Raw genomic sequence first — 25,124 nt, forward strand, 5'->3', positions numbered from 1 at the left:
AGACGCTATGGCCAAGCTCGACTTCGACGCGATCAACTCCACCGTCCGCTACCTGATGTTCTCGGTGTATGCGGTCAAGCCCGGGGTGCTGGCCGACGGTGACGATGCGCGCGCGGCGGTCGTCGATGAAACCGAGGCGTTCCTGAAGCAGCAGCAGGACAACGGTGTCGTCGTGCGCGGGATCTACGACGTCGCCGGAATGCGGGCCGACGCCGACTTCATGATGTGGACCCACGCCGACAACGTGGAGGCGCTGCAGGCCACCTATGCCGATTTCCGTCGCACCACCACGCTGGGCCGCGCCTCGACGCCGGTGTGGAGCAATGTCGCGCTGCACCGGCCGGCGGAGTTCAACAAGAGTCACGTGCCGGCGTTCATGGCCGGCGAGGAACCGGGCGCCTACATCTGCGTGTACCCGTTCGTCCGGTCCCTGGAGTGGTACCTGCTGCCCGACGAGGAGCGCCGGCGGATGCTGGCCGAGCACGGCATGGCCGCCCGCGGCTACAAGGACGTCCGCGCCAACACGGTGCCGGCCTTCGCGCTGGGTGACTACGAGTGGCTGCTGGCCTTCGAGGCGCCGGAACTCCATCGCATCGTCGATCTGATGCGTGACCTGCGCGCCACCGACGCGCGCCGGCATGTCCGAGAGGAAACGCCGTTCTACACCGGGCCGCGCGTGTCGGTCGAGCGCCTGGTCAAGGCGTTGCCCTGATTTTGCTGGCAGGTGAATCTTTTACGCATCCACGCCCGATCCTGCAAAGAATTGACAGCCGCAACGAGCCACTTCGTAGAGTCTTTATGCCCTGGTTTGTCCGGAAAATACTGTTCCAGCAAATGACCCTTTTCCCGCTCAACGCAGTTTTGCCCGCCGCTGTCCATTGCTAGTATCCCCCCATGCCGAGAACCAGGGGGGTGGCGGCCGGCGCGCTGAGTGTCGGTGCGACCTACGGTGCCTGGCTGTGGTTCGGCTGGGGTGGTCCGACGGTCATCCGCGTCCTCGACGACGTCGGTCTCGCCGTCTTCGCCCTGATCGCCGGGTGCTGTGCCGCGTGGGCGACGTGCTCACTCCGCGGTCCCGATAGGACAGCCTGGGCGTTCATGGCGGCCGGTCTGTTCGGGTGGGCCGCCGGCGAGGCGGTGTGGTCCTACTACGACCTGGTCGTCGGTGGGGTGGCCTCGCCGTCGTTGGCGGACGCCGGCTTCCTGTTGTTCCTGGTTGGTGCCGGGCTGTGTCTGATCGTCATGCTCGCCGCGACGCCGCCCGGTACGCAGCTGCGGGTCGTGATCGACGGGGTGATCGTCGCGGCCGCGATCTTCGGTGCCGTGTGGGTGATCTGGCTGGGTGCGGTGTACGCGGCGCGGGGCAGCGACGTGCTGTCGGTGACCATGGCCCTGGTGTACCCGGTGACCGACATCGCGTTGGTCACCATCGCCGGGCTGATGTTGTCGCGGTCGTCTGCGGTGCGGCGCGGACAGATGGCACTGCTCACCGCGGGCCTGTCCGGTATCGCGTTCTCGGACGTGGCCTTCGCCTATCTGACTGCGACGGGCACCTACGACGATCAGCACCACCTGGCGGCCGGCTGGGCGACGGGCTTCCTGCTGATCGCAGCCGCGGCGGTGCGCGCGCGGCGGACCGGCTCCGAGGGGGCCGACGCACCATCGGCCCCGGTGTCAGGCTGGCTGCCGTACGTGCCGGTGCTCCTGTCGGCGGTGCTGTGCACCCCGGTGCTGATCGCCGGAATGGGGCCGGTGTTCGTCGCCGTCGCCGTCATCGTGATCGCCGTGACCATCCGACAGTTCGTGATCCTCGGAGAGAACCGCAAGCTGCGCGCCGACATCGCCGGCCGGGCCGACGCAGGCCCACCGCCGATCCTGGTCGAGCTCCGGCACGCCATCGAACACGGCGAACTGCGGGTGGTGTACCAGCCGCAGTACGACCTCTTCACCGAGGAGATCATCGGCGCCGAGGCGCTCGTCCGCTGGCCGCATCCCCGCCGCGGATTGCTCAGTCCTGACCAGTTCCTGCCGCTGGTGAACGAGACCGGCCTGATGACGTCGCTGACCACCGCGGTGCTGGATCTGGCTCTCAGGGACGCGGCGGTCTAGCACAGCAAGGGTTTCGAGATCCCCGTCGCGGTGAACGTGTTCGCCCCCGTCGTGAGCGACCCCGCGCTGAGCGCCAACATCGCCGAGGCTCTGCGCCGGCACGGGCTTGCGCCGCAGGCGCTCGCCGTGGAGATCACCGAGGACCGGTTGCTCGCCGATCTGCCGGGCACCCGGTCAGCGCTCGAACGCCTTCGCACCAGCGGCATCCAGGTCGCGCTGGACGACTTCGGCAGTGGCTATTCGGCCCTGTGGTATCTGCGCGACTTCCCGGTCGACCAGGTCAAGCTGGACCGGGAGTTCATCGCGCCGATCCTGACGCACGGACCGTCGGCGACCATCGTGCGCGCGGTCATCGAGATGACTCATGCGCTGGGGCACACGCCGGTCGCCGAGGGTGTGGAAAGCGCCGAGATCGCCGACCGGTTGCGGCAGTACGGTTGCCGGGTGGCGCAGGGGTTCTACTTCAGCCGCCCGATGCCGGCCGACGAGATGCTGGCCCTGCTCGAAGAACAGCGGCGTCAACGGGCTGACGCCCGGGCATCACTGACCTGAGGGCACCAGCCGCAGCGAGATCGAGTTGATGCAGTACCGCTGATCGGTCGGGGTCGGGTACCCCTCACCCTCGAAAACGTGCCCGAGATGGCTGTGGCAGTTCGCGCACAGCACCTCGACCCGGTGCATGCCCAGGGTGTCGTCGGAGCGCAGGATCACCGCGTCGGAATCGGCGGGGTCGAAGAACGACGGCCAGCCGCAATGGGATTCGAACTTCTCGGTGCTGCGGAACAGTTCAGCGCCGCACGCGCGGCACTGGTAGACGCCCTCGGTCTTCGTGTCGGTGTATTCACCGGTGAACGGCCGCTCGGTGCCGGCACGCCGCAGCACGGCGAACTCTTGGGGGTTCAGCCGCTCCCGCCACTGGTCGTCGGTGAGCTGCAGCTTGGGACCTGTCATGCCGCCAGGCTACTCGGCGACGCGGGTGCCGGACGGGCTGCTGGAGGTGAGCCAGGGCGGGTCGATCCCGTCGGCCAGCCTGCCGTCCCGTCGGGCGTCGAGGTAGCGGAACAGCAGCACGCAGAACACCACGATCACCATGAGCGACCAGCCGTAGGTGATCTTCAGGTACTCCAAGGCGCGCCCGGTGGACGGCAACTGCCACAGCAGCCAGCGGTCCATGGTCAGGAACCCGTAGGTGGCCAGCCACGCAACCCAGTTGCGCAGCACCGAGTTCGGCAGCACGACCGTCATCAGGAATGGGAACAGGGCGATCGAGTAGTACCCCTGGCCGAGTGAGAGCACCAACCACGAGGTGACCAGCAGGACGCCCGAGGACGTCAGCATCCAGAAGAACGGGTCCCGGGTGCGGTAGTACCGGTACAGCAGCCACAGCGCGGCAGCACCGAGGGCGGCGAAGGTGATGCGCAGCAGCAGGATCAGCCACGTCGGCAGGCCGAAATAGAGGCCGTTGCCCAGGATCGAGCTGTTGAAGTAGTCGCGGGTGGAGAAGATGTAGGGCACCGTGCGGGTGACGAAGCTCATCGGATCCGAGATCAGCGGCCAGGCAGCGAGATTGAACGCGATCGGGACAGCGGCCGCGGTGACCAGGACCCGCCACTGCCGGTTGAGTATCGGCAGTAGCAGCAGCGGGGCCAGCAGCGGTTTGACCACCAGCGTCAGCCCGATACTCACCCCCGCCCACCACTCGTGACTGCGGTTGCCGTCCAGCAGCCAGCGGAAGAACAGCACTTCGAGCAGCAGCATGACGCCGTTGATGTTGCCGAAGACCAAGGTGTTGGTGACGGATTCGGTGAAGAACATCGCGAGCAGCAGGGCCGGTGCGGCCACCGAGCTCAGCGTGTACCCGAACAGGCGCAGCAGGAAGTAGCCGGCCAGGATGATCGCCACGGTGTTGAAGAAGATGAACCAGTTGCGCGAGGCCACCTCGGGCAGATAGCCGAAGGGCGCCATGATCAGCGTGCCGCCCGGCGGGTACAGGTAGTGCGGGTCGACGTAGTCGAAGTGCTCGTTGTAGATGTCCCAGCCGAACTTGAAGTTGATGACGGCGCGGTAGACCGGCGCGAAATCGTCGGTGATGTAGCGGTTGAACACCAGCACGTAGCTGCGGTGGATCACCGACAGGATCGCCAGCGGCCACAGGACCGACCGCAGAACCGCGGCGGTGGTGGGCGGGGACGTGCGGGGCCTGAACGCTTTCACCACAAGATCACGCACGTCAGGCACCGTACCGTAGCGGCACGTACCCGGGCCGTCAGGCCGGGCAGTACGTGTCGGTGGCCGGCAGCGCGCCGCTGTCGAGGTAGCCGAGCACCGGGGGCAGCGCACACGCCGAGTAGATCGTCGCGCCGTGGCCGATGCCCTGCCACATCACCCGCCGGTTGGTCGAGCCGGCATTGATCGCGGTCGCGGCGACCGCGGCCACGCCCTCGTTGCCGACGACGGGGTCGTTCTGCACGCCCAGCAGCAGCGTCGGCGTGGTCAGCCCCTGCGGTTCCTTCGGTGCGGTGCCGCTGGGCCAGTTCAGGCACTTGACCATGTCCAGGGCCCCGACGGTGCCGAACTGCGGGTAGCGCTTGCCCCACTCGACGACGAGTTCGCGCACCCGGTCGGGCGTGGGCCGGTTCAGCGCGTCGCTGCAGGAATTGACGAACTGCCCGTCGGTCTGGCGCAACGTGTCGGCGGTGTTGATCAGGTTGTTGAGCCGATTGCTGTCGCCGCCGTTGGCGTCGGCGATCGCCTGGGCGAGTTCGCGGCCCGCGTCGACGCGATTGCCCTGCGGGAAGGCCAGCGCTGTGGAGATCGCGTCGGCCACCGCCGCCACCGACGCGCCGCCCGGCCCGTTGCCGGCCCGCGCGGCCGCCAGCAGCGTGTCGACGGCGTTCTTGGGGTCGGGCAGCGGGCAGTTGCTGGCGATGCACTGGGCGGCCCAGGCGTCCAGGGAGGCCTGCTCACCCTTGACGCGCTGCTCGGTGGCGGCCTCGGCCGAGATGCCCAGCGGCAACGGGGAATCGAGAACCAGGCGGGCCACCTTGTTGGGGTGCGAACCGGCGTAGGCGAGTGCGACCTGCGCGCCGTTGCCGACCCCGAGGAGCGCGAGCGCGGGCACGTCCCAGGTGGTGCGCAGGCGCTCGAGGTCCTCGGCGGCGTGGGCGTTGTCGTAGGCCGAGTCGCCGGGGGCGATGGTGTCGGTGCAACTGGTGGTCGCGGTCATCGTGATCGCGCCGAGGTTGGCCACGGGGTCGTCCCCGGACTGGAACTGGGCCTGCTCGAACATCTCCTGGCGGTCGAACACATCCCGGCAGTCCAGGGCGCCCGACATCCCGATACCGCGGCGGTCGACGGCGACGACGGGGTGCTTGGCCAGCACGTCGGTGCCTGCACCGGCCAGCCAGGCGGGCAGTTGCACCGACGACGGCAGATCGGAGCCGGTCGTCATCACCAGCGGACCTGCGTCCGCGGGGGTCTGGGCAGAGCGGGCCCGCACCACACCGATGCTGACCGAACCGGTGGCCCCGGCGATCGGGTCGAGGTCGGCGTCATAGCTCGCGCAGTCGAGCGTGACTCCCGCCGGCGGCTCGACCGCGGCGGCGCTGAACACCCGCGAGGTGCAGTCACGCCAGGACAGCTCGTTCTTCGGCACCTCGATCGGCGGCGGACCGGTGGGCTTGTCGCTCGTGGTCACGGCGCTCTGCGGATGCGCCCCCGAATCGGTGGCGTACCGCGGGTTGGCGGCCAACCCGGGGGAGCACGCGGTGAGCAACGACACCGTCACCGCAAGCACTGCCGGCACCGATCGACGCATGGCGACCACAGTACTGATGGCCGTCACTGGTCTGCGGCTGCGCGCGCGTAGCGCAGGAACAGGTATCCGTCGTCGTCGCGCAGAACGTGCTGCAGACGCAACCGGGCCTGATCGTCGCCGTCCCCGGCGACGATGCGCCCTGCCGCTCCGCCGACGAGCACCGGCGCCACGGTCAGACACAACTCGTCGAGCAGGCCGTCGGCGATGAGCCGGCCGAGGATTCCGGGTCCGCCCTCGGCCAGCACCCGGCCCAACCCGCGCTCGGCCAACACGGTCACCGCTCGTGCCAGCTCCAGTGATTCGGGGTCCGAGCCGGACACGTCGATCACCTCGGCCAGATCGCCCAGCGCGCGTCGTGTCTGCGGTGCGGCGGCGGCGCTGGTGAACACGATCGGCGGCACCTCGGTCTGCTGGAAGACGGCGGCATCGGGGTCGACGGAGCCGGATCGGGTCAGGACGGCGATCGGGGGGACGGCGGCCTGTCCGCGGGCCTCGCGGGCGGCGCGCTGCTCGGCGCTGGGGGACGCGCCGGAGTAGTCCTCGGCGCGCACCGTGGCGGCTCCGACGAGGACCACGTCGGCCAGTTCGCGCAGCACCGAGAACAGGGTTTTGTCCCCGTCGCCGCCGAGACCGCCGGAGGTGCCCGAGCTCGTCGCCCCGCCGTCGGCGGAGGCGATCATGTTGGCCCGCACCCAGCGCTCGCCGGGATAGGCGTACCGGGCGATCAGCTCGGTTCGGTCGATCGTGCCGACCGTGCCGAGCACTGTGAACTGCGTCCCGTCCGTGTGGTCGCCCATACGCAGAATCTCAGCACGCCGATAGGGTGCCTGCATGCACGGGTCCAGCATCACCTCCGGTGAGGTCGCGCACCTGACCGATCGACGTCCCAGCGTCACGCCGGAGCGGTTGGTCGCTCAGCTGGTTCCGCCGCCCACGTTCGCCGACGTCAGCTTCGACTCGTACCGGCCCGATCCGGCGGAGCCCTCGCAGGCGGCCGCCGTGCAGGAGTGCCGCCGTTTCTGCGAGCAGGCGGTGCAGCGTCGCGCGGGCAAGAAGAAGCTGTTCGGCAAGCGGGAGGTGCTGCCCGGCGTCGGCGTGTACCTCGACGGCGGCTTCGGGGTCGGCAAGACCCATTTGCTCGCCTCGTCGTATTACGCCGTCGAGGGGCAGAAGGCGTTCGCGACCTTCGGTGAGCTGACACAGCTGGCAGGGGTTTTCGGCTTCGTCGAGTGCATCGAGCTGCTCGCCGACTACACCCTGCTGTGCATCGACGAGTTCGAGCTCGACGACCCCGGCAACACCACGCTGATCTCCCGGCTGCTCTCCGCGCTGGTCGACAGGGGAGTGTCCGTCGCAGCGACGTCGAACACGTTGCCCGAGCAGCTCGGAGAGGGCCGGTTCGCCGCACAGGACTTCCTGCGCGAGATCAACACGCTGGCCGCGATGTTCACGACAGTGCGCATCGAGGGGCCGGACTATCGGCACCGGGATCTGCCGCCGGCGCCCGAGCCGCTCAGCGACGCGGAGGTCACCGAGCGCGCCGCGGCGGTGTCGGGTGCGACGCTCGACGACTTCGATGCGCTGTGCGCGCACCTGGCGACCATGCATCCGTCGCGGTATCTGACGTTGATCGAGGGTGTCACCGAAGTGTTCCTGACGGGCGTGCACCCGCTGGACGACCAGAACGTCGCGTTGCGGCTGGTGTCGCTGACCGACCGGCTCTACGACGCTGGGGTTCCCGTGGTCGCATCCGGCGCGAAGCTCGACACCGTGTTCAGCGAGGAGATGCTGGCCGGCGGCTTCCGCAAGAAGTACCTGCGGGCGACGTCCCGGCTGCTGGCGCTGACCGCAGCCGGTCAGACGGGGCGCACCATCACGTAGTCCTCTTCGAGGTGGGCGCCGACCCGGAACGTCTTCGTGCCGGTGACCTCGAACCCGTGTTTGCGGTAAAACCGTTGCGCCCGAACGTTTTTCTGGTTGACGCCCAGCCATGTCGACGCCGCGGCCGTACTGGCGGCATGCTGCAGCGCGGCGGACATCAGCGCTGCAGATGCGCCGGCGCCGTGGGCGTCGGGCAGTACGTACATCTTCGACAGTTCCACCGCCGGGCGAGCGGTCACCGCGGCGGCGACGTCGGGATCGTCAGGCACGCCCGCGATCAGCATCGCGTAGCCGAGTATCCGGTCGTCCTCGATCGCGGTGAACACCGTCCGGTCGGGGTCGCCGAGGTAGTCGGCGAACCGGTCAGGGGTGAGGTTCCCGGCGATGAAGGCGGCGACGTCGTCCGGAGTGCACGACGGGGGACAGGCCAGCGGGAAGGTGCGCGCTGCGACGTCGGCGAGTTCGTCCAGTCGGGTGGCGTCGGCGGGCCTGACTTCCAGACTCAGCTGACGTTCCACTGAGCGAGGCGTTCTCCGGTGATCCGGTCGAGCAGTACCACGTTGGACACCAGGTCGCGGTAGCAGTCCCACCAGACGCCGCCGGTGAACGCACGACCGACCTGGGCGTTCTGCATGCCGTACTGCAGCGCGTCGGGGGCGTCGCTGTTGCGCGGCTCGTACGCGTCACCGGTCGGGGTCACGCCGCGAAATCCGAAGGTGATGCCCATCGCATACGGCGTGGGGAGCTTCACCGGGGTGATCGTGACGTCGGCCCGGTAGACCTGGTAGCGCGGGGCGCGAGGCGGATATCCGAAGCCGGGGGGCACCGGGGAGGGGTTGATACCGAGGACCGCGACGTCGGCGACCAGGCCCTTGAACTCGACGCGCAGCGTGTCGCCCAGCCGCCCGATCGGGATGACGGCGGCGCCCGCCGGCGGCGCGAGCACGCCGCTCAGCGTGGCGATGGAGGCGAGCAGGACAACGAGCCAGCGCCGCATTGCGAATCCCCTCGTAGGCGTCCTGGCATGATCGCACACCGGCCGACGCCTTCGGCGGGGTTATGGCGTCGCGGGCACCCAGGGCCCCACGCCGCCGACCTTGTCGATGCGGATCCTGGTCAGGTAGCCGGGTGGCGCATCGGCCGGCGGGAAGCCGGCATCGGGGGCGGCCAGCGTCTCGGCGAGATCGGCGAGCAGCTCGGGGGCCCCGCCCTCGACGATGCGCGCGGTACCGGTGACCGCCAGGTAGGGCCGCATCACGGCGGTGGGGCCGCCGGGCGCGACGATGGTCACTGCGACACGTGGGTCGCGACGGACGTTGCGCACCTTTTTGTGCTCGGACAGGTGGGCGGTCACCAGTTCGTCGCCGTCGGATGTGGACTGCAGCGCGACCCACACCAGCGTCACCTGGGGACTGCCGTCGGGGTTGAGGGTCACCAGGGTGGCGTCGGCGCCACGGCCGATGAGTTCCCGCGCGGCCGAGTTGAGTTCCATGCGGTGTGATACCGCGCGGCCGCGGATTTCATTCCCTCACGGGGTCTCGAAGGCCTCCAGTGCGGCGCGCAGCTCCCGTTCGAAACGGTCGATGTCGACGCCGAGACGGTGCAGCACATCGTCGTCGTGTTCATCGCTGTAGAGCGCGAGCAGCAGGTGCTCGGTACCGATGTAGTTGTGGCCGAGCCGCAGCGCCTGCCGGAACGTCAGCTCGAGAGCTTTCCTGGCGCGGGCGTCGAAGGGGATCAGCGCGGGCACCGTGTCGGCGGGCGCGGGCAGGGTGATCGCGTTCTCGACCGCCTCGGCGTCGAGGCCCTGATCGGCGAGCAGGTGGGACGCGAGGCTGGTCGGGTCGGCGACGAGGCCGAGGACGAGGTGCGCCGGGCTGATCTCGGTGTTGCGTGCGGCATGGGCCCGGTTCTGCGCTTCGACGATCACGGCGCGGGCGCGCGGGGTGAAGCGCTGAAAGCCTGCGTTCGGGTCCATCGCCGCGGCATCGGTGGGGGACTTGGGGACGAATCGCTTCTGGACGGCCTGCTTGGTGACGCCCATGCACTTGCCGATGTCGGTCCAGCTGGCGCCGGATCGGCGTGCCTGGTCGACGAAGTGGCCGATCAGGTGGTCGGCGACCTCGCCGAGCGCCTCGGCGGCCAGCACCGCGTCGGTCAGCTGGTCGAGCGGTTGGTCGTGGACACGGGTGATGACGTCGATGAGGTCGTCGAGGCGAACGGGATGACTGATCCGTACCTCGGATGGCTGCGACATGCGTCAACCGTAGGTTGACGAATGGGGATCGTCAACCCTGGGTTGACCGGGGGTAGCCGCGCCGGACCGTGCGGTCGAGGATGCCGAGGGTGCCGCGCAGCGCCAGTTCCGACACCACCGGGAAGATCTTCGCCTCGCGCCACTGCTGGTCGATCGCCGACCAGTCGTAGAACGAGGTGACCAGCGTGTCCTGCCCGCTCGGCTCCAAGCGGTAGCCGTAGACGTGGCCGATCTGCGGGCGGATCTGGCCGAGGATCGTCCAGGCGATCAGCCGATCCTGCTCGAACTCGGTGATCTCGACGGTGACGTCATAACGGCCCATCGGAAAGTCGTTGAGGGCCTCACGGTCCATGTGCACCACGAAGGTGTCGCCGACGGCACTGACGGGTTCGCCCGTCGCGTCCTGCAGCATGCCGGTCGCGTCGATGGCGACATGGCCCGCAGGGTCGCGCAGCACGGCGAACACGGCGTCGGGAGCAGCGGCGATGGTCCGGGACACTTCGATGCGATCGGTCATGGGTCGATCGTGGCATGCAGTGGCGTGAATCACTGAAAAGTTTCGTTTCAACGGAAGTTCGGGAAACCGATTTCTACTATGCGCCCTGATGAGAAGACCAACACACATCACCCCAGGATGTTGCGCCGTGCGCTGGACTTCATCCATGACAACGCGCAGTACGACATCACCATCCGCGATATCTCCGCGGCAGCGGACGTGACACCACGGGCGATCCAGTACGCGTTTCGTGAGCACGTGGGCGTCACACCGCTCGAATATCTTCGCCGGATCCGTCTCGAGCGCGCCCACCGTGAGTTGAAGTCCGCCGATCCCACGCGTGACACCGTCACCTCGATCGCGGGGCGCTGCGGGTTCACCCACCCGGGCCGATTCAGCAGCGCCTACAAGGAGATCTTCGGTACCGAGCCGAGCCGCACTCTGCGCAGCTCTGCTAGTTGATCGGTGTGAAGCCCTCGCGGTTGTAGATGCCCGCCTGCCATCCCTGCTCGCCCATGCACACCAGCGGACGCCCATCGGGTGCCTGGGCGGCGGACTGCGGGCTGGGACACTGCGCCCCGATGTCCTGCACGCCCTTGAGGTCGTAGGTGGCCTGCCAGAAGCCGGTGTACACCGGCGGCCACTGATTCGGGATCCAGCGGCACTGCAGCGCCTCCCCGCCCGGACCGCGCCCGAAGGTGAAGCGCCCCATGTTGGTGCACGGCGCGGTCAGATGCGCGTCGTAGATCATCCCGGGGACGTCGTTGGCGTAGTGCCCCGGCTCGTCGAAATACATGGGGCCAGGATCAGCCGCGGCCACCGGTGCCGCGCTCAGTGCGGCCAGGCCGATCAGCGTCGACGCCGCGATCTCGCGAATCATGTCCCACCCTCTGGTCGCCGGTTGGTTGCTGGATCGCCAACACTAGCCGGTCGCTCCTCGGCGACGCGGTGTTTCCGGCTGCCCTGACACGATCTCGGCCCGCCACCTGAGGGGGGTTGGTGGCGGGCCGAGCGTATCGGGGATGTCGTGTCAGAAGCTGATGTCGATGACGTTAGGAGCCCAACCTGAGAGCGACCTAATAGCCAGGTAGATCTCTGCTACAAAATCGATAACGATCCGGGTGTCAGCAGCCGAGCCGGCTCAGTTCCGCCCTGGCGTTCCGTTCGACGAACAGGGGCACGAAGTCGCGAATGGGGCTGCCGGTGAATCGCGAGTACTCCTTGTGCACGACGGCGGCGACACGGTCGGGGGCGACGGACACGTGGGCATCGGCCAGGCGCTGAGCCAACTGGTCGATGATCTGCTGCTCACTCAACTCGATCACCGGCTCAGCTTCGTCTGGTGGACAGCTCTGCGTCAATCGGCTGCTGCCATTCTCAGGTGACCGTGCAGGGACAACGGCGCGCACGTGTGGTGAACATCAAAGGGCTACTTCATCTTCAGCACCCAGGCGGGCACCCAATGCGTCACCGACTGCTTGTCTCCGCCGAAGCTGACCGTGTAGGTGACCAGCCCCCACCAGCCCCCCTGTTCGCCCAGGCCCCAGCACGAGAGTCGGCCCTCGACGACGGTGTCCATCTGGAGCCCGTGGGGGTGGTAACGGCCGGCGCTGTGCGGTTCGCGCGGGAACATCGCGACCAGGTCGACCAAAACGGCACAAGGCGGGTGCACCCTGCGGAACACCGTCCGCAGGGGCTGCCCGCCATGGCCGATCTGTTGCAGACCCACCGTTCGATCATATGTTCGATGGGCCGGTGGGGAGAAGGGGCGCTCAGCCCTGGTTGTTCGCCTTCGTGATGCCGGGGGTGAAGTTCGGTCCGCACGGCATCTTGATGCCGTGCTGCGAGCACAGGGCGACGCCGCCTTGGACGCCGTCGTAGCTGGCGGCCTTGGGGTAGGTGCCCTGCTGGTCGACGCCGCTGGAGGCTTGTGAAATGGCGGCGCCGCTGAGCGAGGCGGTGAGCATGGCTGCCCCGGTGAGCAGGCCGGCGGTCGCGGCGATGAGGCGGTTCGGCATGTCGATCTCCTGGTCGAGGGTGTCAGCCGGGCAGCGGAACTCCCGGCGGGTGCCATCGATGATGTGCAGCCAACTTGCGAAGAACCACCCCGATTGCCTGACGATCCACTGATGGCCGCGGCGGGGCTTTGGGGAGTTCACAGCGGGGTGCCAGAAACCGTTGGCATGGTGCCCACGCTGCGGGGCGACGGACAGCTACGGGACGGGATGATGACGAGAACGGGCTCAGACGGTCGACCTACCCCGGGGGCAAGATCGCATTCAGACTGATGACGAGATGTGGTGCGCGATACTGGGATTGAACCAGTGACCTCTTCCGTGTCAGGGAAGCGCTCTCCCGCTGAGCTAATCGCGCCGGGAAACACCTTGGAGGTGGAGACGGGAATCGAACCCGTGTGCACGGCTTTGCAGGCCGTTGCCTCACCACTCGGCCACTCCACCGCTGGGCTTTGATGCCAGTGCACCTTCGAGCGGATGACGGGATTCGAACCCGCGACCCTCACCTTGGCAAGGTGATGCGCTACCAACTGCGCTACATCCGCGCGCTACGGCCGAGTTCGTCGTCCGTTGCGATGCACGACGATAGTCCACGCAGTTGGGCGTACACAAATCACCTACTGATCGAGGCGCTATAGGGATCGGAACAGGGCGTATCCCCAGCGCCAGAGCGTGAATCGGCGGGCGGCCCGCCGCCGGACATGCCGGCGAGGGTGCCGCTGCGGGAGCTGAACCGGTGCCGCGCTGTCTGAGAGGGCGCTGGGAGGTGCCTGGGACAGTGGAGCTCGGACCCGCGGATTCTCGGGTCTGACGACACCCGTGTTAGTCTTCTGCCCCGTCCGGATCGTCGGATTCCGGTCTCGTAGCTCAGTGGGAGAGCGTCCGCCTCACACGCGGAAGGTCGCTGGTTCGAAACCAGCCGGGACCACCATCAGGACCAGGGCAGAGTCGGGCCTTTTGAGTGCCCCGTGTCGCCGTCGATCAGCTCGCGCAGCGTCGGCCTGCTGCACCGACGTCCGGTGACGGTCGCCGACCTCGGCAACGGGCTCGCCGGGATCAGCACGAAATGCTGGCTGCCAGTCGATGACGTTGTCGCCGAGGAAGATTCACCGTTCCACCCCGGTGATGTGGTTGAGCAGACCGGGCAGGTTCGTGCCGGACGGCACCAGCGCCGTGTGCGCTGCGGTTCAGGTGTTCCGTCGACCTTCTCCGCCATCGAGGAACGCGGGCAATCGAGAAACCCACCCAGCGTCTCACGTCGCTGAGTTCTCGAGGTCCAAAGTGCTTGCGCAGCAACAGCTACTGCTTCAGCGCGCTGCCCTTCACCCACTCCGCCCACGGCAGCGTCCAGTCGCCGTTCTGATCGAGCCGCAGCGCCGGCCCGCCGGTGTTGCGCACCTCGACCACGTCCCCGGGCCGCGAGAACGCGTAGAACCACTGGGCGTTGTCGCTGTTGAGGTTCAGGCAGCCGTGGCTGGTGTCGGTGTTGCCCTGCGCCCACACCGTCGAGTTCAGCTGATGCAGATAGATGCCGTCGGAACTGATCTTGGTCGCCCACGGGATCGTCTCGCGGTAGCCCAGCCGGCTGTTGACCGGCAGCCCGAACGTGGAGGAGTCCATGATCACCGGGTTGGCCTTGTCGATCACCGTGTAGACCCCCGGCGGCGTCCAGAACGACAGCGTGTTGCCGCCGATGGTCTCCGTGCCGCCCATTCCCATCGACGTCGGCATCGTGCGCACCAGCTTGCCGTTGTCGAACACGCTCACCTGCTTGGTGGTGTCATCGGCGATCGAGACGTGCGCGTCGCCGATCACGAAGCCGACCTTCTGATCCTCGGCGCCGTAGAGGTCGTCGCCCAGTTCGTCGCCGTAGATGTTCGCCTCGACGCTGACCTTGGTTCCGGGCGCGTAGTAGCGCTGCGGGCGCCAGTGCGCGGTCTGGTCATCCACCCAGTACCAGCTGCCCTGCACGGGCGGATCGGTACGCACCCGCAGCTGCCGCTCGGCGGCCGCTTTGTCGACGCTCTCGTCGAAGTGGGCCACGATCACCATGCCGACCCCGTAGGTGCCCCCGTCCTGGATCGGCGCATAGCCGACGGTGTTGAGGTAGACCGATGTCTGCTCGCTGGGATCGACCGTGCTGAAGCTCGACGTCTGCCGGGTCGGCATGCCGCCGGGGCCGTGTCCGGTGATCGTCATCGTGTAGGTGCGGCCGTAGCCGAGTTGCACGGTGGGCTTCCACGCCTTCGCGTCCGGGGTCAGCACCCCGGGGATCTCTTTGTCCGCGTCGTTGACCATCGACACGCTCTCCAGCGTTCCGCTCACCGCCGCCACGAGCACGCGGGCGTCGGGTTTGACGTCCTCGGCACCCGCGCCGGGAGTCACGATGAGCCGCGCGGGCTCCGTCGGCGACGGGGGAGCGGGCGGGGCGAACGCGGAGGCGCTGCCTGCGGCGAGAGCCTGACACCCGTCACTGCAGCGCTGCGAGCTCGACGAGACGATGCCGAACGCGGCGACCACCGCGAGCAGCGTGGCCAGGCAGGCGATGCGGGCACGACGATCAGACCTCAAGCGTTCTCCAGTGTTTAGCGGCGAATGGCCAGGCGATCCCACGTCGGATCGATGGCCCGATCCTACTGGGCCGGTGGCGCTTTGCGCGCGGCGCGCCCCGATCGTTACCCCCTGTGCCGCGCTCTGTGATCTCGCGTGCCCGACCGGCTGGTTTGGTTACCGATCAGGGCGGGCAGTCCTGCCTCGCGCGGTAGGCTGCGGCTCATCGCAGCGGCGCGGAAAGGTGACGACAATGGCACTTGATGACGACGACATCACCACAGAATCCGGTGGCGAGGGTCCGGCTGACGGCGGCTCGAATCCCGGTGGTCACGACGGCGGCGCCGACGGCACCGCGGGTGGCGAGGGTCCGGCTGATGGCGGCTCGAACCCCGGCGGCCACGACGGCGGCGCCGACGGCACCGCGGGTGGCGAGGGTCCGGCTGATGGCGGCTCGAACCCCGGCGGCCACGACGGCGGCGCGGACGGCACCGCCTAGGACGTTTGCGTGCTGACTCGCTGCGTAGCAGTCGACACCGACGTCTTCGCGGCGCAGTACTGGGGTCGACGACCCCTTCTGAGTAGGTCCGACGCGCTACCCCGTGACTTCACCGACCTGCTGTCTCCGACGGCAGTCGACGAACTGATCACCAGTCGCGGGGTACGCGCGCCGTTCCTCCGCATGGCCAAAGAAGGCTCCCTGCTGGCACGAGAGTGCTACGTCGACGCCGCGGGATTCGGCGCCGAGATGCCCGACCAGGTCGATTCGGCCCGGGTGCTGGCGCAGCTGGCGTCCGGGGCCACCCTGGTGCTGCAGGGGCTGCACCGGCTGTGGCCGCCGATGATCGACTTCGTCCGCGACGCCGTCGACGACCTCGGGCACCCCGTCCAGGCCAACGCCTACATCACCCCACCCGGGAACCGGGGCTTTGATTCCCATTACGACGTGCACGATGTGTTCGTTCTGCAGGTCAGCGGCGCCAAGCGGTGGATCGTCCACGAGCCGGTCCACCCCGATCCGCTGCCGAGCCAGCCGTGGACCGACCACCGTGCCGCGATCGCCGCGCGCACGAACGATGCCCCGGTGATCGACACGACGCTGACCGCCGGCGATGCGCTGTACCTGCCCCGGGGCTGGCTGCACTCCGCGGTGTCGGAGGACGCCACGTCGATCCATCTCACCATCGGGGTGTCGGCGACGACGGGCATCGACGTACTCCGGGCCCTCGTCGACACCCTGGCCGACACAGCCGAGTTCCGCGCGTCGCTCCCGATGGGCGTCGACCCGTCCGATACCGCCGAGGCTGCCGCGCTGGCCACGAAGGTGCTGGCCTCGCTCGCCGCCACCGTCGGCGACCACTCCGACGCACTCAGCGACGGTGTCGCTGACCGGTTGGCCCGCCGCCACGCCGACCGGACCCGGCCGGTGGCCGTGGCCCCGCTGGCGACACTCGATGCCGCGCGCGCCGCCGAGACCACACGCGTGCGGTGGCGCCGAGGATTGTGGGCGACACTCGCCGAAGCCGACGGACGGGTTCGTCTGCGGCTACCGGACCGCACGATGTCGTTCCCGGCGTTGTGCGGGCCGGCGTTGGAGGCACTGCTGTCCGGGGCGACGTTCGACGCGTCCACGCTGCCCGGACTCGACGCCCACGACGGCACGGTGCTCGTGCGCAGATTGCTGCGCGAGGCCGTGGTCGTGGCCGCCTGATGGGCTCCGGCAAGCCGATACCGTGCAGCGATCAGGCACTGACACGCGGCGACCCGATGTACGGCACCGCCAGCGCCGGCCACGCGTGGGCCCTTCTGGAGCTCAGTGGCGGGTGGGGGCCGTCGGCGTTCCTGAACTCGCCGTCGATCATCGACCCTGTGCTCGGCCGCGCTGTCGCCCGACGCTTCGAGACCGCCGGCATGCGCGTCGCCGCGATCCGGAAGCCGGGGCGCCGAACCGCGTCCCCGCGGTGGCGCTGGTATCTGGCGTTCTCCGACGAGGGCTCCGAGGCGCTCTATCAGGGCGAGGTCGCCGATCCCAGCAGCTACCTCGATCTCGCGCTCGACGGCAGTGACGGGACCCGATGCGCCGAGCCCGTCGTCATCGTGTGCGCGCATGGCCGCCACGACCAGTGCTGCGCCGTGCGCGGCCGAGGGGCGGTGGCGGCGATCGCGGCCCGCTACCCGGACATCACCTGGGAGTGTTCACATCTCGGGGGAGACCGATTCGCGGCGACGATGTTGGTGCTGCCCGAAGGGCTCTGCTATGGCCGCGTCGACGGCACGGACGCCGCCGGTCTGATCGACAAATACTTCGCCGGCACCCTGGACAACCGGTTCCTGAGGGGCCGGACGTCGTTGCCGCACGCCGTTCAAGCCGCACAGTATTTCGCCCGCGACAGCCTCGGAGAGGACCGCATCGACGCGCTGTCGCCGCTGTCGGTCGATCACCAGGACGCCTCTATCCGGGTGGTGCTCGACGGGGCACGTGGACCGGTCGAGGTGGTGCTGATCGAGCGGCTGTCGGAACCGCTGATCTCGATGTGCCGCGCCACAGTCGCAGGTCGGGTCCGCACGTTCGCCCTCGAGTCGATCGGCACGATCAGCTCGCCGTGACCGTCCCGTGATTCGCGTAAACACGTATACACTGATCATGACGCGCCCCATCGTTTTGGTTCAGACTCAGCAGCCCGTGAGACGCAGCGCTTCAGCCTCAGCGATCGGGAGTTTGCCATGCCGTCCATTCCATCCATGCCAGATCCGGCGGAGACTCCGTCGCCCTGCATAGTCACTGATTCCTGGCATGACTCTGTCGTGGTCATCCGCTGCGTCGGTGACCTCGACATGCTCACCATCGGCGCGCTGGATCGTCAGATCGACGCGGCCCTGAAGAAGAAACCGTCGGCAATGATCGTCGACCTCGCGGCGCTGGATTTTCTGGCCTCGGTCGGGATGGGGTTGTTGGTCGATGCCCATGACAAGTGCGGTGACACAACGCAATTCATGGTCGTTGCCGACGGACCGGCCACCAGCAGGCCGATGCGGTTGATCGGCCTGGGGGAGCTGTTCGCACTGCACGCCACGCTGGAGGACGCGTTCGACGCCGTGAAGCGCTGAACAGTCACCGCGAAAGCGGCCTTCCCGCAACACATTTCTTGACAGAAGCCAGTGGCCTGCTGCCGTTTCATGGCAGCAGGCCACTGCACTGTTAGCTGGCCTTTTCCCGGATGGTCGACAGTGCGCGTGCGAGCAGCCGCGACACGTGCATCTGAGAGACCCCGATCTCGTCGGCGATCTGCGATTGGGTCTTGTTGTCGAAGAACCGCATCTTCAGTACGAGGCGGTCCCGTTCCGGCAGGCCCAGGATCAGCGGACGCACCGTGTTGATGTCGACGACCTTCTGCAGGTTCGGATCCGGCCCACCCAGCGTTTCGATCATCGTCAACCCGTCACCCTCGGAGGTGATCTCCTGCTCGGTCGAGCGGGTCGAGTATGCGTCGGCGGCGATCAGCCCCTCGATGACCTGTTCACGGTCGAGACCGAGGTATTCGGCCAGTTCGCTGGGTGACGGGGCCCGGTTGAGCTGATGCGTCAGCTCCGCCCGAGCGCTCTTGAGGCGGATGTTGAGTTCCTTGAGCCGACGCGGCACCTTCAGCGCCCACCCGTGGTCGCGGAAGTAGCGGCGCACCTCGCCCATCATCGTCGGCACCGCGAAGGCGAGGAAGTCGTCGGCCGTGTCGATGTCGAATCGGTTGACCGCGTTGAGCAAGCCGACGCGGGCCACCTGGACCAGGTCGTCGTGCGTTTCACCACGGCCGCGGAACCGGCGGGCGATGTGGTCGGCCAGCGGGAGGCATCGCTCGATGATCGCCTCACGCTGACGCTGATGGAGCGGGGAGCCCTCGTCGAGTAGGGCGAGTTCTCGGAACATGTCGGCGACGTCGGCGTAACCGCCTGAATGCTTGGTGTTACGGCCAGGGGTGATCGGCTTTTCAAGAGTAGGCATGAGAATTCACGCCCTTCCTTCATGACGGGACGCGTCCGGTGCCCGAGGACGTCGAGGAGACTCGCTGGCTTCTTCAGGCGAGCTGTGAACGGTCGGAACCGGCGTCAAGTCTTGCGGACCGCCGGCAAGCGATTGGCATACGACCAACGAGGTCACGCCGGGTTCTCGACATGCGCTTACTGCGGTAGGTATGTCACCGCGGTGCCAGTTTGCTTCCGGCTGAGACGTGCTGCGGTGACATCACACGTTTAGCACGTACGTACGACAATACGGCGTGCGAAGCCAAGTGCAAGCCGATTCGTCTGTGAATGTCTGCCACGAATCCGACAGTGCAGTTCAGGCCGCCATGCGATGCAATTCAGCCGACCGTGTCGTGTGGCGCGACGGTGAACCGCAAACCGTCCTCGGTCTCCTCGGGTTCCACCGGAGTCTCCCGTCCGCAGACCGGGCAGGTCACCGCCTGGGCAGAGGGTTGGTCATCCGGCACATACCGTCCTGTTCCTTCGCACACGCTCACGGCACGCGGATACCCGCTCAGGCGTCAGGCATGTGTGCCCGAGGTGGCCATGACGGCAATGTCGGCGGCCCCGACGGGCCTGCCGAACAGATAACCCTGACCGATGTCGCAGGAGTGGCGCCGCAGCCAGTCAGAGGTCTGCTCGTCCTCGATCCCCTCGGCGACGACGGTGATACCGAGATCGTGCGTCAGGTCGATCACCGCGCGGACCACGGCGGCGGCCCGGGCATCCGTCGTGACAGGCGCGACGAAATGGCGATCGAGCTTCACCTCGTCGATCGGGAGGTCCCGGAGATACGACAGCGACGAGTAGCCGCTGCCGAAGTCGTCGATCGCCACGCGGATGCCGTGGGCGCGCAACCGGCCCAGCACCGCGGTCACGGTCGTCATATCGCTGAGCACGACGTCCTCGGTGATCTCGACGGTCATCAGATCAGCGGCCAGCCCGCGGCACGTCAGCGCGGCATCGAACAGCTCGGGCAGATCGGTCTCGCGCAGGCACGGGGCGAAGAGGTTGATCGCGACCGGCATGCGGAGCCCCTGCTCGTGCCATCGCGCCGCGTCGTCGAGGGCCAGGTCCACCACGATCCGCGTCACTCGCTGGATGAGCCCGCGCTCCCGGACCAAGCCGATGAACGCGTCAGGCAGCAGCGTGCCCAGCCGGGGATGCGGCCACCGCAGCAGCGCCTCCACCCCGACCATCTCGCCGGTGCGGAGAGAGATCTTCGGTTGGTAGACGACGCCGAGACCGTCGTTGTCGATGGCGTTGCGCAGTTCGCCGAGCAGTTGCAGCTCGGCAGCGCCGCCAGTGCTCTGACGCCGTTCGGCGAGCTGTTCTGTGAGCTCGCCGTCGGCGGCGAGCATGTCGGCGGTGAACGTGTGCACGTCTCGCGACCGGACCCGTTTGGCCGCGTGCATGGCGATGACGGCGCGCCTCTGCACGGTGGCGGGCACCAGATCGGGCTCGGTCATCGAGGCGACCGTCACGCCGATGCTCGGCCGCAGCAGGATGTCCTGCTCGTCCACCCTGAACGGGACGTCGAATGCGGCCCTCACCTTGTGGGCGATCTCGTCGGACGCGTCGTAGGGGCCTTCGAGCAGAATCGCGAACTCATCACCGGCGATACGGGCAACGGTGTCGCCGGGCCGCACTGAGTCGGCGAGTCGCCTGCCCACGTCGATCAGCAGCCTGTCGGCGGCGTCATGGCCGAGGTTCTCGTTGACCAGGCGGAAATCGTCGAGGTCAAGAGCCAGGACGGCGACCGAGCGATCGATGCGGGCCCGCAGCATCATGGCGTGGGCCAGCCGCTCGCCGAACATCGTGGGGTTCGCCAAACCGGTCAGCGGGTCCTGCAGGGCGTGATCCACGGCGGCCGTCACCAGCCGGCGGTTCTCCCACGCCGAGACGGCTTGCCGCACACAGACGGCCACGACGATGGCAGGCACCAGAAACCGCTCCAGACCCGACATGATGACCATTGGCCCGATGGTTCCGGCCAGCAGCAGCGGGACGAAGGGAAGCCAGATCGATGCCCTCGACGGTGACGGCAGGCCGGGAGTGCGAGGGGTCGGCGCCGCGCGACTGACCACCGCCGCGGCGGCGAACAAGGCCGCGGCCCAGGCCCACGCGGCATCGATCAGATCTCCCGACTGGTAGCTCTTGTCGGCGACCATTCCGGTGTAGGCGCTGTCGGCGATCGCCATCACGGCGATGGCCGCGGCGAGCAGGCTGATCGCGACCCGCTGGCCCCCGGTGGTCCGCATCAGCGTCACCACGGCGATGGTCAGCATCACGATGTCGGCAACGGGGTACAGGAAGGCCACGACCACCGCGGCCCGGTCCTCGCGATATGCGTCGAAGACGTCGTGCAGCACCAGGACCCACGCCAGCAGAAACAGGCACAACGTCACGGTGAAGCTGTCGAGCACGATACGAACGCGGGACTGGCGCATGGGCTCGGCGACGAACTGAGTCATCGCCACGGTGGCCAGAGCAGCGAACATCAGATAGAAGCCGTCGGCGATCGAGGGGACGGGCACCTCCTGGCGCAGGATCACCTCGTAGACGAACCAGGTGGCATCGCCCAACGTCCAGGCCGACAGAGCCACCGTCATCACGGTCCACGCCCGCCGCAGGCGACCGGACGCCGACCGGGCGGCCAACCCTGCGCACACGGTCGCGTACCCCAGCAGCGCAAGATTGATCAGGTCGTCCGCGATACCCGCATCGACGCCACGGCCGCCCACAGCAAGCAGCGCCGTGAGGGCGAGCACGCCCGCCAGCGGCGCGATGACCAGCGCGATTACCCGCCGGTTGTACCGGCCCATGTCCACAACGCTCGCATAGTGCTTACTATCTCGTGCCCGACGTGCTTTGTCAGCAAATGTCGATCTCTCGGGCGGGGGATTCGACGCTAGCGCACATCGCTGGGTCCGCCGGGCGCGGTTCGCGGCGTCCGATGCGGCGCGGCGTGAAGCCCGACCTCCTGCGCTTTGACGACGAAGAAGACGTCTCGCCCGGGTTCGAGGCCGAGGTCCAGCACGGCCGCCGGGGTGACATCGGCGGCCAGCCCGAGGCTGCCGTCGGGCAGATCGGCGCCCCGGATGCGGATGGCATCACCGCGCAGCACCACATCGGCGATCGTGGTCGCAATGACGTTGCGCGGGCTGGCCCGCGGTGATTCCGTGTGGACGGCGACCGCGGCCGGGGAGAAGAGCGCTACGGCAGCGGTCCCGGGCGCCACATCGCCCGTGCCGGCGAGCTCGAGGCCCCAGGACGTGTGCAACGATCCAGGGCCGGCGATGCCGGACACCAGATTCATCCCCGCGATGCCGGCCGCGAAATCGCTGCGGGGAGCGGTCAGCACGGACCGCACCGGGCCTTGCTCGACGACGCGGCCGCCCTCGATGACCACCGCGACGTCTGCGATGGCGAGTGCGTCGAGGACGTCGTGGGTCACGATCAACGCGGTGCGCGATTCGCGACGCAGCAGATCGCGCACCGTGGCTCGCAGCGCCGCCGCCGCGCCGACGTCCAGTGCCGCGAACGGCTCGTCGAGCAGCAGCACCCGCGGCTCGGCGGCCAGCGCGCGGGCCAGCGCCACGCGTTGAGCCTGCCCGCCCGACAGTTGAGAAGGCCGGCGCTCGGCCAGGTGACCGGCATCGACGGCGTCGAGCCACTGCCGCGCACGCTCGTTGGCCGCCCGGCGGGACACGCCGCGGCACCTCGGCGCATAGGCGACGTTGGCGACGACGCTCAGATGGGGGAACAGCAGGGGCCGCTGGGCTAGCAGCGCGACCCCGCGCCGGTGGGCGGGCACGAACACCCCCGTCTGCACATCGGTGACGACCTCGTCGCCGATCTGAACCCGACCGCTGTCGGGACGTACCAGACCGGCGATGGCCTGCAAGACGGTGGATTTGCCGACCCCGTTCGGGCCGAGCACCGCCACCGCCTCGCCCTCGGCCGCGCTGACCTCGAGATCGATGCCGCGCTGCGCGAGCACGATGCGGGCGAACACACCGCTCATGGCAGGGACCCAGCCGCTCGGCGCCCAGCGGTGACCACCACGATCACCGCCGCGACCGCGATGAGCAGCAATGACAGCGCCACCGCGGCGTCGGCATCGGCCTCACGCTGCAGGTAGATCTCCAGCGGCAGTGTCCGGGTGACCCCTTGCAGCGAGCCCGCGAACGTCAGCGTCGCGCCGAACTCGCCCAGGGACCGGGCGAACGCGAGGACGGCACCCGAGATCAGGCCCGGCCACACCAGCGGCACCGTCACGGTGCGCAGCACCGTGGTGGGCCCGGCGCCCAGGGTCGCGGCCACCTGCTCGTACCCCTGTCCTGCGGTGCGCAGCGCGCCCTCCAGGCTGAGGACCAGGAACGGCAGCGACACGAACGTCTGTGCCAGCACCACCGCGGTCGTCGAGAACGCGATCCGCACTCCGAGCACCTCGAGCTGATGACCCAGCAGGCCCTGCCGGCCGAAGGTGTAGAGCAGTGCGAGCCCACCCACCACGGGCGGCAACACCAGCGGCAACAGGATCAGCGCACGCACCACTGATCGGCCGCGCAGGCGGCTGCGGGCCAGTGCGAGGGCCATCGGGGCGCCCAGCAGCACACACAGGGCTGTGCTGGCCGTCGCGGTCTTGATGCTCAACAGCAGTGCGGCCCTCGCGGATTCGGAGGTGACCAACGGAATGAAATGCGCCCAGTCCACCCGGGCGACGATCGCGAGCAGCGGGACGATCAGGAACGCCGCGCCGAGCAGAGCCGGGCAGTAGATCCACGAGGGGAGTGCGACGGGAACCGCGCCCCCGGGCCGCCGCCGCGCGGTCATGGTGCAGCGAAACCGGCGGCCGCCAGGGCCTCGCGACCGCGCGGACCGGTGACCAGATCCACGAATTGCTGTGCCGCCGTATGATGTGCGGCGCTCTTCAACACGGCTATCGGATAGGTGTTGACGGCGCGGGCCGATTCGGGGAACTCGACCGTGTCGACTTTGGCCCCGGCCGACCGCGCGTCGGTGGTGTACACCAGGCCGGCGTCGGCCTGTCCCGAGGTGACTTTGCCGAGGACATCGGTCACGGAGGATTCTTCGCTCACCGGCCGCAGCGTGACGCCGGTGCTCTGCTCCAGCCGCTGGGCGGCCGCACCGCAGGGAACCTGCGGCGCACACACCACCACCTGTTGTCCCGGGCGGGCCAGATCAGCGAAAGAGCCTATGCGCGAGGGGTTTCCAGGGGTTGTCACGATGGTCAGCCGATTGGCTGCGAAGGTGACCGGCTCGCCGGCCACCACACCCGCCGACACTGCCTTCGCCATGTTGGTGGTATCAGCGGAGGCGAACACGTCGGCTGCGGCTCCCTGAGTCAGCTGGGTCACCAGGTCGGACGAACCGGCGAAGCTGAACGTGACGGTGGTGCCGGCGTGTTCTTTCTCGAAGGCCGAGCCCAGTTCGGTGAACACGTTCTTCAGAGAGGCGGCGGCGAACACGGTGAGTCCCGTGCTCTGCGGCGGGGACGAGCATCCGGCGCTCAACGCGACCATCGCGATCAGCGTGGCCGTCACGGTTCGTCTCATCGATCGCCCGCCGTCTCGACGATCACCGTGGTGGCCTTCACCGCCGCCACGGCGACCACGCCAGGCTCGAGGCGCAGCTGGGTGACCGATTCCGTACTCATCAGAGACACCACCGTGAACGGCCCGCACTGCAGCTGGACCTCGCTCATCACCCGGTCGGAGGTCACCTTCGTGACGAGCCCGACGAAGCGGTTGCGAGCCGAGCTGGACACCCCCAGCGGATCGGGCGGCGGGTCGGCCTGACGGACGGCGAAGTCGGCCAGGTCGGCGCCGGCGATCACCTTGCGCCCGGCGTCGTCGGTCGTCGCGGCCAAGGCGCCGCTGTCGACCCACCGGCGCACCGTGTCATCGCTGACGCCGAGCAGCGTCGCCGCCTCCTTGATTCGGATCGCGGGCATAG

The 25,124-nt window shown here is 68.3% G+C and carries 29 protein-coding genes, 4 tRNA genes and 1 pseudogene; 10 read left to right on the forward strand and 24 right to left on the reverse strand.

Annotated elements, in window-relative coordinates; all coding sequences use genetic code 11:
* The first annotated feature begins 7 nt into the window (after positions 1 to 7).
* Positions 8 to 712 (forward strand): hydrogen peroxide-dependent heme synthase, encoded by a 705-nt coding sequence (gene hemQ / locus ACZ50N_RS10585; RefSeq protein WP_464475309.1) that lies wholly within the window; start codon positions 8 to 10, stop codon positions 710 to 712.
* Between the two features lie 728 nt (positions 713 to 1,440).
* A pseudogene (locus ACZ50N_RS10590) lies at positions 1,441 to 2,661 on the forward strand (putative bifunctional diguanylate cyclase/phosphodiesterase).
* On the opposite strand, the gene msrB reads toward ACZ50N_RS10590, so the two are convergent.
* Genes msrB through ACZ50N_RS10610 form a run of 4 tightly spaced genes read right to left on the reverse strand, consistent with a single transcriptional unit; the run spans position 2,650 to position 6,723 of the window.
* Positions 2,650 to 3,060, reverse strand: coding sequence for a peptide-methionine (R)-S-oxide reductase MsrB (gene msrB, locus ACZ50N_RS10595; protein ID WP_046363050.1), 411 nt, complete (start codon positions 3,058 to 3,060; stop codon positions 2,650 to 2,652). The pseudogene ACZ50N_RS10590 and the gene msrB sit on opposite strands and share 12 nt — an antisense overlap.
* A 9-nt stretch (positions 3,061 to 3,069) precedes the next feature.
* Positions 3,070 to 4,338, reverse strand: a complete 1,269-nt coding sequence (aftC, locus tag ACZ50N_RS10600; protein ID WP_046363094.1) for an arabinofuranan 3-O-arabinosyltransferase — start codon at positions 4,336 to 4,338, stop codon at positions 3,070 to 3,072.
* Positions 4,339 to 4,375: 37 nt separating this feature from the next.
* Positions 4,376 to 5,926 carry an alpha/beta fold hydrolase gene (locus ACZ50N_RS10605; RefSeq protein WP_464475310.1) on the reverse strand — a complete coding sequence of 517 codons (1,551 nt, stop codon included), beginning with the start codon at positions 5,924 to 5,926 and terminating at the stop codon, positions 4,376 to 4,378.
* Between the two features lie 23 nt (positions 5,927 to 5,949).
* Positions 5,950 to 6,723, reverse strand: a complete 774-nt coding sequence (locus ACZ50N_RS10610) for a pyrimidine reductase family protein (RefSeq protein WP_464475311.1) — start codon at positions 6,721 to 6,723, stop codon at positions 5,950 to 5,952.
* Positions 6,724 to 6,757: 34 nt separating this feature from the next.
* Here ACZ50N_RS10610 and zapE point away from each other — a divergent pair, with 34 nt between their 5' ends.
* On the forward strand, positions 6,758 to 7,807 hold the full coding sequence (gene zapE, locus ACZ50N_RS10615) for a cell division protein ZapE (protein ID WP_133414871.1): 1,050 nt from the start codon (positions 6,758 to 6,760) through the stop codon (positions 7,805 to 7,807).
* Here the strand turns inward: zapE and ACZ50N_RS10620 are convergent.
* Genes ACZ50N_RS10620 through ACZ50N_RS10640 form a run of 5 tightly spaced genes read right to left on the reverse strand, consistent with a single transcriptional unit; the run spans position 7,783 to position 10,581 of the window.
* Positions 7,783 to 8,325 (reverse strand): GNAT family N-acetyltransferase, encoded by a 543-nt coding sequence (locus ACZ50N_RS10620; RefSeq protein ID WP_046363052.1) that lies wholly within the window; start codon positions 8,323 to 8,325, stop codon positions 7,783 to 7,785. The two genes, zapE and ACZ50N_RS10620, sit on opposite strands and share 25 nt — an antisense overlap.
* Entirely contained in the window at positions 8,310 to 8,804 is a 495-nt protein-coding gene (locus ACZ50N_RS10625; RefSeq protein ID WP_046363053.1) for a hypothetical protein, read from the reverse strand. The genes ACZ50N_RS10620 and ACZ50N_RS10625 overlap by 16 nt, the downstream gene beginning before the upstream one ends.
* Positions 8,805 to 8,864: 60 nt before the next feature.
* The gene (locus ACZ50N_RS10630; RefSeq protein ID WP_464475312.1) at positions 8,865 to 9,299 is read right to left on the reverse strand and encodes a PPOX class F420-dependent oxidoreductase; all 435 of its coding nucleotides are present in this window, start codon (positions 9,297 to 9,299) and stop codon (positions 8,865 to 8,867) included.
* 36 nt (positions 9,300 to 9,335) lie between these two features.
* Positions 9,336 to 10,064 carry a Clp protease N-terminal domain-containing protein gene (locus tag ACZ50N_RS10635; protein ID WP_046363055.1) on the reverse strand — a complete coding sequence of 243 codons (729 nt, stop codon included), beginning with the start codon at positions 10,062 to 10,064 and terminating at the stop codon, positions 9,336 to 9,338.
* A gap of 31 nt (positions 10,065 to 10,095) precedes the next feature.
* A complete protein-coding gene (locus tag ACZ50N_RS10640) occupies positions 10,096 to 10,581 on the reverse strand; it encodes an SRPBCC family protein (protein WP_046363056.1) in 486 nt (161 codons plus the stop codon).
* Positions 10,582 to 10,659: 78 nt separating this feature from the next.
* On the opposite strand from ACZ50N_RS10640, the gene ACZ50N_RS10645 reads away from it, so the two are divergent.
* Positions 10,660 to 11,022 (forward strand): helix-turn-helix domain-containing protein, encoded by a 363-nt coding sequence (locus ACZ50N_RS10645; protein ID WP_046363057.1) that lies wholly within the window; start codon positions 10,660 to 10,662, stop codon positions 11,020 to 11,022.
* On the opposite strand, the gene ACZ50N_RS10650 is transcribed toward ACZ50N_RS10645, so the two are convergent.
* From ACZ50N_RS10650 to ACZ50N_RS10680, 7 genes are all read right to left on the reverse strand, one after another.
* Positions 11,015 to 11,440 carry a hypothetical protein gene (locus ACZ50N_RS10650; RefSeq protein WP_046363058.1) on the reverse strand — a complete coding sequence of 142 codons (426 nt, stop codon included), beginning with the start codon at positions 11,438 to 11,440 and terminating at the stop codon, positions 11,015 to 11,017. The two genes, ACZ50N_RS10645 and ACZ50N_RS10650, sit on opposite strands and share 8 nt — an antisense overlap.
* 244 nt (positions 11,441 to 11,684) lie before the next feature.
* Positions 11,685 to 11,885 carry a three-helix bundle dimerization domain-containing protein gene (locus ACZ50N_RS10655; protein WP_464475313.1) on the reverse strand — a complete coding sequence of 67 codons (201 nt, stop codon included), beginning with the start codon at positions 11,883 to 11,885 and terminating at the stop codon, positions 11,685 to 11,687.
* A gap of 104 nt (positions 11,886 to 11,989) precedes the next feature.
* Positions 11,990 to 12,283: a hypothetical protein gene (locus tag ACZ50N_RS10660; RefSeq protein WP_413783408.1), complete on the reverse strand. Its 294-nt coding sequence runs from the start codon at positions 12,281 to 12,283 to the stop codon at positions 11,990 to 11,992.
* A 49-nt stretch (positions 12,284 to 12,332) separates the two neighbouring features.
* Positions 12,333 to 12,719, reverse strand: a complete 387-nt coding sequence (locus ACZ50N_RS10665; RefSeq protein WP_046363061.1) for a hypothetical protein — start codon at positions 12,717 to 12,719, stop codon at positions 12,333 to 12,335.
* Positions 12,720 to 12,858: 139 nt separating this feature from the next.
* A tRNA-Val gene (locus ACZ50N_RS10670) sits at positions 12,859 to 12,933 on the reverse strand.
* 12 nt (positions 12,934 to 12,945) lie between these two features.
* A tRNA-Cys gene (locus tag ACZ50N_RS10675) sits at positions 12,946 to 13,019 on the reverse strand.
* Between the two features lie 28 nt (positions 13,020 to 13,047).
* Positions 13,048 to 13,120, reverse strand: a tRNA-Gly gene (locus tag ACZ50N_RS10680).
* Between the two features lie 311 nt (positions 13,121 to 13,431).
* On the opposite strand from ACZ50N_RS10680, the gene ACZ50N_RS10685 reads away from it, so the two are divergent.
* A tRNA-Val gene (locus tag ACZ50N_RS10685) sits at positions 13,432 to 13,506 on the forward strand.
* Positions 13,507 to 13,543: 37 nt separating this feature from the next.
* A complete protein-coding gene (locus ACZ50N_RS10690) occupies positions 13,544 to 13,840 on the forward strand; it encodes a hypothetical protein (RefSeq protein ID WP_046363073.1) in 297 nt (98 codons plus the stop codon).
* Positions 13,841 to 13,874: 34 nt separating this feature from the next.
* Here the strand turns inward: ACZ50N_RS10690 and ACZ50N_RS10695 are convergent, their stop codons facing one another.
* Positions 13,875 to 15,146: a L,D-transpeptidase gene (locus ACZ50N_RS10695; protein ID WP_048423114.1), complete on the reverse strand. Its 1,272-nt coding sequence runs from the start codon at positions 15,144 to 15,146 to the stop codon at positions 13,875 to 13,877.
* A 232-nt stretch (positions 15,147 to 15,378) separates the two neighbouring features.
* Here ACZ50N_RS10695 and ACZ50N_RS10700 point away from each other — a divergent pair, with 232 nt between their 5' ends.
* The 4 genes from ACZ50N_RS10700 (at position 15,379) to ACZ50N_RS10715 (ending at position 18,233) form a co-directional block, all read left to right on the forward strand.
* Positions 15,379 to 15,624 carry a hypothetical protein gene (locus tag ACZ50N_RS10700; RefSeq protein WP_048423115.1) on the forward strand — a complete coding sequence of 82 codons (246 nt, stop codon included), beginning with the start codon at positions 15,379 to 15,381 and terminating at the stop codon, positions 15,622 to 15,624.
* A 9-nt stretch (positions 15,625 to 15,633) separates the two neighbouring features.
* Positions 15,634 to 16,836, forward strand: coding sequence for a cupin domain-containing protein (locus ACZ50N_RS10705; RefSeq protein ID WP_464475314.1), 1,203 nt, complete (start codon positions 15,634 to 15,636; stop codon positions 16,834 to 16,836).
* The gene (locus tag ACZ50N_RS10710; RefSeq protein ID WP_133414874.1) at positions 16,836 to 17,732 is read left to right on the forward strand and encodes a ferredoxin family protein; all 897 of its coding nucleotides are present in this window, start codon (positions 16,836 to 16,838) and stop codon (positions 17,730 to 17,732) included. The genes ACZ50N_RS10705 and ACZ50N_RS10710 overlap by 1 nt, the downstream gene beginning before the upstream one ends.
* A gap of 135 nt (positions 17,733 to 17,867) precedes the next feature.
* On the forward strand, positions 17,868 to 18,233 hold the full coding sequence (locus ACZ50N_RS10715) for an STAS domain-containing protein (protein WP_046363077.1): 366 nt from the start codon (positions 17,868 to 17,870) through the stop codon (positions 18,231 to 18,233).
* A 91-nt stretch (positions 18,234 to 18,324) separates the two neighbouring features.
* On the opposite strand, the gene ACZ50N_RS10720 is transcribed toward ACZ50N_RS10715, so the two are convergent.
* From ACZ50N_RS10720 to ACZ50N_RS10750, 7 genes are all read right to left on the reverse strand, one after another.
* Entirely contained in the window at positions 18,325 to 19,122 is a 798-nt protein-coding gene (locus ACZ50N_RS10720; RefSeq protein WP_046363078.1) for a SigB/SigF/SigG family RNA polymerase sigma factor, read from the reverse strand.
* A 358-nt stretch (positions 19,123 to 19,480) separates the two neighbouring features.
* On the reverse strand, positions 19,481 to 19,609 hold the full coding sequence (locus tag ACZ50N_RS10725; protein ID WP_464475315.1) for a hypothetical protein: 129 nt from the start codon (positions 19,607 to 19,609) through the stop codon (positions 19,481 to 19,483).
* Between the two features lie 54 nt (positions 19,610 to 19,663).
* On the reverse strand, positions 19,664 to 21,967 hold the full coding sequence (locus ACZ50N_RS10730; protein ID WP_046363100.1) for a putative bifunctional diguanylate cyclase/phosphodiesterase: 2,304 nt from the start codon (positions 21,965 to 21,967) through the stop codon (positions 19,664 to 19,666).
* Between the two features lie 86 nt (positions 21,968 to 22,053).
* Positions 22,054 to 23,169 carry a sulfate/molybdate ABC transporter ATP-binding protein gene (locus ACZ50N_RS10735; RefSeq protein WP_464475316.1) on the reverse strand — a complete coding sequence of 372 codons (1,116 nt, stop codon included), beginning with the start codon at positions 23,167 to 23,169 and terminating at the stop codon, positions 22,054 to 22,056.
* Positions 23,166 to 23,981, reverse strand: coding sequence for an ABC transporter permease (locus ACZ50N_RS10740; RefSeq protein WP_046363080.1), 816 nt, complete (start codon positions 23,979 to 23,981; stop codon positions 23,166 to 23,168). Before ACZ50N_RS10740 ends, ACZ50N_RS10735 begins: the two co-directional genes overlap by 4 nt.
* Positions 23,978 to 24,724, reverse strand: coding sequence for a molybdate ABC transporter substrate-binding protein (gene modA / locus ACZ50N_RS10745; protein WP_464475317.1), 747 nt, complete (start codon positions 24,722 to 24,724; stop codon positions 23,978 to 23,980). The genes ACZ50N_RS10740 and modA overlap by 4 nt, the downstream gene beginning before the upstream one ends.
* Complete coding sequence (locus ACZ50N_RS10750; protein ID WP_464475318.1) at positions 24,721 to 25,122, reverse strand: TOBE domain-containing protein; 402 nt, start codon at positions 25,120 to 25,122, stop codon at positions 24,721 to 24,723. Before ACZ50N_RS10750 ends, modA begins: the two co-directional genes overlap by 4 nt.
* Between the last annotated feature and the right edge of the window lie 2 nt (positions 25,123 to 25,124).

It is taken from the genome of Mycolicibacterium obuense (assembly GCF_055397605.1).

What these genes read in the sequence shown, in the direction of transcription:
- hemQ (WP_464475309.1), top strand. Translation starts at nt 8, where the DNA reads ATGGCCAAGCTCGACTTCGACGCGATCAACTCCACCGTCCGCTACCTG.
- msrB (WP_046363050.1), bottom strand. Translation starts at nt 3,060, where the DNA reads ATGACAGGTCCCAAGCTGCAGCTCACCGACGACCAGTGGCGGGAGCGG.
- ACZ50N_RS10605 (WP_464475310.1), bottom strand. Translation starts at nt 5,926, where the DNA reads ATGCGTCGATCGGTGCCGGCAGTGCTTGCGGTGACGGTGTCGTTGCTC.
- ACZ50N_RS10610 (WP_464475311.1), bottom strand. Translation starts at nt 6,723, where the DNA reads ATGGGCGACCACACGGACGGGACGCAGTTCACAGTGCTCGGCACGGTC.
- zapE (WP_133414871.1), top strand. Translation starts at nt 6,758, where the DNA reads ATGCACGGGTCCAGCATCACCTCCGGTGAGGTCGCGCACCTGACCGAT.
- ACZ50N_RS10625 (WP_046363053.1), bottom strand. Translation starts at nt 8,804, where the DNA reads ATGCGGCGCTGGCTCGTTGTCCTGCTCGCCTCCATCGCCACGCTGAGC.
- ACZ50N_RS10630 (WP_464475312.1), bottom strand. Translation starts at nt 9,299, where the DNA reads ATGGAACTCAACTCGGCCGCGCGGGAACTCATCGGCCGTGGCGCCGAC.
- ACZ50N_RS10635 (WP_046363055.1), bottom strand. Translation starts at nt 10,064, where the DNA reads ATGTCGCAGCCATCCGAGGTACGGATCAGTCATCCCGTTCGCCTCGAC.
- ACZ50N_RS10640 (WP_046363056.1), bottom strand. Translation starts at nt 10,581, where the DNA reads ATGACCGATCGCATCGAAGTGTCCCGGACCATCGCCGCTGCTCCCGAC.
- ACZ50N_RS10645 (WP_046363057.1), top strand. Translation starts at nt 10,660, where the DNA reads ATGCGCCCTGATGAGAAGACCAACACACATCACCCCAGGATGTTGCGC.
- ACZ50N_RS10650 (WP_046363058.1), bottom strand. Translation starts at nt 11,440, where the DNA reads ATGATTCGCGAGATCGCGGCGTCGACGCTGATCGGCCTGGCCGCACTG.
- ACZ50N_RS10700 (WP_048423115.1), top strand. Translation starts at nt 15,379, where the DNA reads ATGGCACTTGATGACGACGACATCACCACAGAATCCGGTGGCGAGGGT.
- ACZ50N_RS10710 (WP_133414874.1), top strand. Translation starts at nt 16,836, where the DNA reads ATGGGCTCCGGCAAGCCGATACCGTGCAGCGATCAGGCACTGACACGC.
- ACZ50N_RS10715 (WP_046363077.1), top strand. Translation starts at nt 17,868, where the DNA reads ATGCCAGATCCGGCGGAGACTCCGTCGCCCTGCATAGTCACTGATTCC.
- ACZ50N_RS10720 (WP_046363078.1), bottom strand. Translation starts at nt 19,122, where the DNA reads ATGCCTACTCTTGAAAAGCCGATCACCCCTGGCCGTAACACCAAGCAT.
- ACZ50N_RS10730 (WP_046363100.1), bottom strand. Translation starts at nt 21,967, where the DNA reads ATGGGCCGGTACAACCGGCGGGTAATCGCGCTGGTCATCGCGCCGCTG.
- ACZ50N_RS10735 (WP_464475316.1), bottom strand. Translation starts at nt 23,169, where the DNA reads ATGAGCGGTGTGTTCGCCCGCATCGTGCTCGCGCAGCGCGGCATCGAT.
- ACZ50N_RS10740 (WP_046363080.1), bottom strand. Translation starts at nt 23,981, where the DNA reads ATGACCGCGCGGCGGCGGCCCGGGGGCGCGGTTCCCGTCGCACTCCCC.
- modA (WP_464475317.1), bottom strand. Translation starts at nt 24,724, where the DNA reads ATGAGACGAACCGTGACGGCCACGCTGATCGCGATGGTCGCGTTGAGC.
- ACZ50N_RS10750 (WP_464475318.1), bottom strand. Translation starts at nt 25,122, where the DNA reads ATGCCCGCGATCCGAATCAAGGAGGCGGCGACGCTGCTCGGCGTCAGC.